4 protein-coding genes are annotated in these 4,459 nt (G+C 37.9%); all 4 read left to right on the top strand.

The window, feature by feature from the left end; all coding sequences use genetic code 11:
- A partial coding sequence (locus NZ519_12535; GenBank protein MCS7029581.1) for a T9SS type A sorting domain-containing protein occupies positions 1-1,679 on the top strand: 1,679 nt, incomplete at its 5' end.
- A 187-nt stretch (positions 1,680-1,866) separates the two neighbouring features.
- Complete coding sequence (locus NZ519_12530; GenBank protein MCS7029580.1) at positions 1,867-2,334, top strand: hypothetical protein; 468 nt, start codon at positions 1,867-1,869, stop codon at positions 2,332-2,334.
- Positions 2,335-2,366: 32 nt separating this feature from the next.
- The gene (gene nusA / locus NZ519_12525; protein ID MCS7029579.1) at positions 2,367-3,626 is read left to right on the top strand and encodes a transcription termination factor NusA; all 1,260 of its coding nucleotides are present in this window, start codon (positions 2,367-2,369) and stop codon (positions 3,624-3,626) included.
- A gap of 46 nt (positions 3,627-3,672) precedes the next feature.
- The gene (locus NZ519_12520; protein ID MCS7029578.1) at positions 3,673-4,353 is read left to right on the top strand and encodes a hypothetical protein; all 681 of its coding nucleotides are present in this window, start codon (positions 3,673-3,675) and stop codon (positions 4,351-4,353) included.
- Positions 4,354-4,459 lie beyond the last annotated feature (106 nt).

Below are 4,459 nucleotides of genomic sequence, written 5' to 3'. Positions count from 1 at the left end.
CCACTCTGAATATGACTACCCCAGGTACCTACACCTTTAATGCTACCACTGCTATGACCTCTCCTGCAGATGGTGATCCCTCTAACAATGCCATGGCTGCTGTAAATAGAACTGTAATTGCTCCACTACCCTTGCCATATACAGAGGGATTTGGTAGCTATGCAGATGGCTCTGTGCCTACAGGTTGGTCGGCAGATATGGGTTTCTATGACTTTAAAGCAAGAGCAAACCATGGAGCTACTGCAGACATGGGATTTGCGGCAAACCTATATTCTGGCAACCCCACCTCATTCGCTATCATGCCTAAGATTGGTCCTTTCTTATCAGGCACAAGTACATTTAGCTTTGATTACAGAATTGTGGACTACTCAATTCCATATCTAAACCCAGGTGGTACTGCTACTGTTTTAACAACCACAGACTCTATTTATTTGGAGTACTCATTAGATTGTGGAGTAACTTTTACAAAAGTGCCTGGTTCTGTTATTACTTCTACTACACACACTACTTCTAACTTATTTGTCAATAAATCTATTACCTTGCCTGCGGCTGTAGCAGGTCAAGAGGTAGTATTCCGTTGGATAGGTAAATGGGGTGCAGGTGATTACTGGGTAGACATAGATAACATAAACATTACTTCTTGTCCTTCTCTATCTGCACCAAACAACACTACTCCCCCTGCTAACTTAACTATTTGTGATGGAAATTCTACAACTTTAAGTGCAAGCGCTGTGGGTTCAGGTACTTTAACTTGGTACAACGTACCCTCTGGTGGTACTCCATTGGGTACAGGCAGTACATTTACAACTCCTGTGCTAACCGCTACTACTACTTACTATGTAGCTGAGGAAGTTGGTTCTTGCTCCTCACCTCGCACAGCTATTACTGTAAATGTAGTGCCTACTCCTGCTGCACCTACTGTAGTTAGCTACATGCCTAATGATACTGTCTGTGCAGGTACAATCGTTACTATTACTATGTCAGGTACAGGTACTATAAAATGGTATGACTCACCTACAGGAGGTACTCCTTTCTTCACAGGTGCAGTTATTAGCGGTCCTGCTATGTCAACCGATTCTGCTTATGTAGCAGCTGACAATGGTACATGTGAATCTCCTCGTACTAAGGTTAAAGTCGTAGTCAATCCTTTACCTAATGTAACTTACACTGTGCCTGCTTCACAAGATACAGTTTGTACTACTGACGCACCCTTCACTTTAACAGGAGGTACACCAGTAGGGGGTACATACTCTGGAGGACCTTATGTTACAGGAGGTAACACCTTCAACCCTGCTTTGGCTACTGTAGGTAGTAATATGGTTATTTACACCTACACAGATGCTAACGGCTGTACTAACAAAGACACTGCGTACATACAGGTAAAGGTTTGTACTCAAGTACAAAGTGCTATGGCAAACAACACTTATTATCTCGGACAAAGCTATCCTAACCCCACTACAAACACTGCTAACATAGATATCTATGTACCTAAAACAGAACGTGTAGTTATTACACTTATGAATGTAGAAGGAAAAGTAATCAGAACCCTATTTGATGATAACTTAACAGGACACAAAACACTACAAGTGGACACATCAGACCTGCCTGCGGGTATGTACTTATACAGAATGCAAGCAGGCAATTATACTGACCTCAAACGCATGAGTGTAATCAAATAAGATAGCTAAATAATACAACAGAAGACCTGCAAAGCTAAATTACTTTGCAGGTCTTTCTGTTTCAACAAAATAAGCACCTGAGTCATCATTTGTAAAATCAAAAACTTAATCTTATCTTTGCACTGCTTTTTGAACATAAAGAGGAGCATAAGCCCCTCTTTTTTCATTCTTTACACTACACATACGTATGAGCATAGAAGAACGCACACAAATTGCCTTGCAGCTATTAGAGAGCGTACTCTCTGATAAGCCCGAATATTTCATATTAGAGGTAAAAGTAAAACCTTTTCGGAACGGTTTTGTTGTATTGGCTTACATAGATACTGATGACGGAATTAGTTTAGAACAATGTAGTCAAATCAGCAGGCTATACGAAAAAGTGCTAGAAAGCTCACCTGCTTTTACACAACTGTATAGAATAGATGTCAGCTCACCTGGAGTAGATAGACCTCTTATTCCCCGCCAATTTGCTCGTAACATAGGAAGAAAAATAGAAGTTACTATCAATTCAGAAGAGAAGTACGTAGGAAAATTAGTAAGCGCCAATCTATCTGACTTTACTGTTGAATTTCATGCAGAAAACAAAAAAAAGAAACTATCAAGCCAAAGAACTTTTACCTATTCAGAAATTGAAAGTGCAAAAATCATTCTATAAGACGTATGCCAAAACGAAAAAAACAAAACGAAATCAGTACAGAAATGTTGATAGAAACATTTCATGAGTTTGCTAAAAGCAGAAACATTGACCGTATTACTTTTACAGGTATTTTGAACGATGTATTTAGATACATGCTTAGAAAAGAATTTGGTACGGATGAACCTTTCAAGATAATTGTCAACGTAGACAAGGGCGATGTTCAAGCTATGCACGTACGCACCGTAGTAGCTGATGATGACTTTGAAAATGAACTATTTGAAATTCCACTCTCTGAAGCTCGCAAAATAGACGAAGACTACGAACTTTTAGAAGAAGTAGCTATTGTGCGCAAATTTGATAGCTTTGGTCGTAGAGTCATTAGTACGGTAAAGCAAATTTTAGCGCAAAAGGTTAAAGATATAGAGCAGATTGGAATGAATGAATACTACAAAGAGCGAATAGGAGAAATTATTACTGGTGAGATACATCAGATAAATAAAAACGAAATTTTAGTTAAGCATCAAGCTGAAACAGGTGTATGGTACGAATTAGTGTTACCCAGAAGCGAATGGATACCTAAGGATAATTTCAAGAAAGGCGATTTAGTACGTGCAGTTATCCTAAAAGTTCAACACCAAAATAATCAGTACAAAGTTATTCTATCTCGGGCAGATAGCTTGTTTTTAAGGCGACTTTTGGAAATAGAAGTTCCTGAAATTCAAGACGGCTTAGTGGTCATTAGGAATATTGTTCGCGACCCTGGGGAGCGTGCTAAAGTTACCGTAGAAAGCTATGACGATCGTATCGATCCTGTGGGGGCTTGTGTAGGCACAAGAGGTTCTCGCATACAAGGTATTGTCCGTGAGTTAAGAGGTGAAAATATAGATGTTATTCCGTTTAGTAATAACGTATCTTTAATGACTCAACGTGCTTTACAACCTGCCAAAGCTACTAACATAGTTGTGTATGAAAAAGAGAAACGAATCGTAGCTTATTTTCCCCCTGACCAAATTTCATTAGCCATCGGTAAAAATGGACAAAATATCAAATTAGCTTCTAAACTATTAGGCTATGAAATTGATGTACTTCGTGAAGGTGAACCTGATATTGAAGATGTAGATTTAGTAGAATTTACAGATGAAATTGAAGAATGGGTAATTGACGAACTCAAACGCATCGGCTGTGATACTGCAAGAGATGTGCTTGCTTTATCAGTAGAAGAATTAGTACGTAGAACAGAATTAGAAGAAGAAACTATTCTTGCTGTAATAGAGATACTTAAAAATGAATTGGGTGAAGTAGAAAACTAATCTTTACAATCTAAAATTTTTGTTTTTTATTTATACTTTTGCACTTATGATAAACAGTGCAGTAAGGGCGTATTATCGCTCTCAAATAGTCATCAAAGTATTTCTATTTGGACTTTTGGTCATTTTGGCTAGCACCTTTTTTACTTGGATCAAATTAGAAGGGCTTTTTGCCATATTTGCAGGCAATGAAATGAAAAAGTTCATAGCGGGTATTAAATCTATTACTGTTGTAGCTTGTGTATTATCTTTGCTATGGTTGGTAGCAGGACTATTTCTCAATGAGAAAAAAATTCAGTGGTTCTCTATAAGTTCTGTACCTCTGGTGATACTATTTTTTTATATGGCATACAACAGTTTTGTAGATAAAGAGTCAACAGCCGAGAATAAGATTTATACCATGACCTTTTTTATCTCATGCGGTTTGCTCTATGTCATTCCTATGATACTGGCTATACGAAATAACTTTAAATCTGTATTTTTGAATATCAACTTTACTTTATTCATTTTGCTGCTTATTTTACTTTATGTGATAGATAAATTTGGGGCAAGTGCGATGAAAACTTTAGGCATTTTATTGCAATTTGCGTTCAATGTAGCTATTATAGGTGTGTTAATTTCACTTATTACAAGCATCATTCTTACGGTAAAGGTAAAAAAGAACCTACATTTTGTTTCTACAGAGTGCTCTTCCAATACAGATGATCAAGCTCATGAAGTATTGCCCTAAGCTATTTATCAGTTTTGAAAAATAATTTAATTTTTTTGGGCGTGCCCCTTGCTGACGCAAGGGTCGGGGCATTCCGCACTGCGCTTCGCTTCGGTACTTCGCTGCG

Source organism: Bacteroidia bacterium (assembly GCA_025056095.1).
GTDB lineage: Bacteria > Bacteroidota > Bacteroidia > JANWVE01 > JANWVE01 > JANWVE01.
Note: the sequence above shows the minus strand (reverse complement) of the source record. Positions and strands in the feature narration are given on the sequence as shown.

Bases quoted from the DNA above. Each gene is read 5' to 3' on its own strand.
- NZ519_12520 (MCS7029578.1), top strand. From the start codon at position 3,673: ATGATAAACAGTGCAGTAAGGGCGTATTATCGCTCTCAAATAGTCATC.
- NZ519_12530 (MCS7029580.1), top strand. From the start codon at position 1,867: ATGAGCATAGAAGAACGCACACAAATTGCCTTGCAGCTATTAGAGAGC.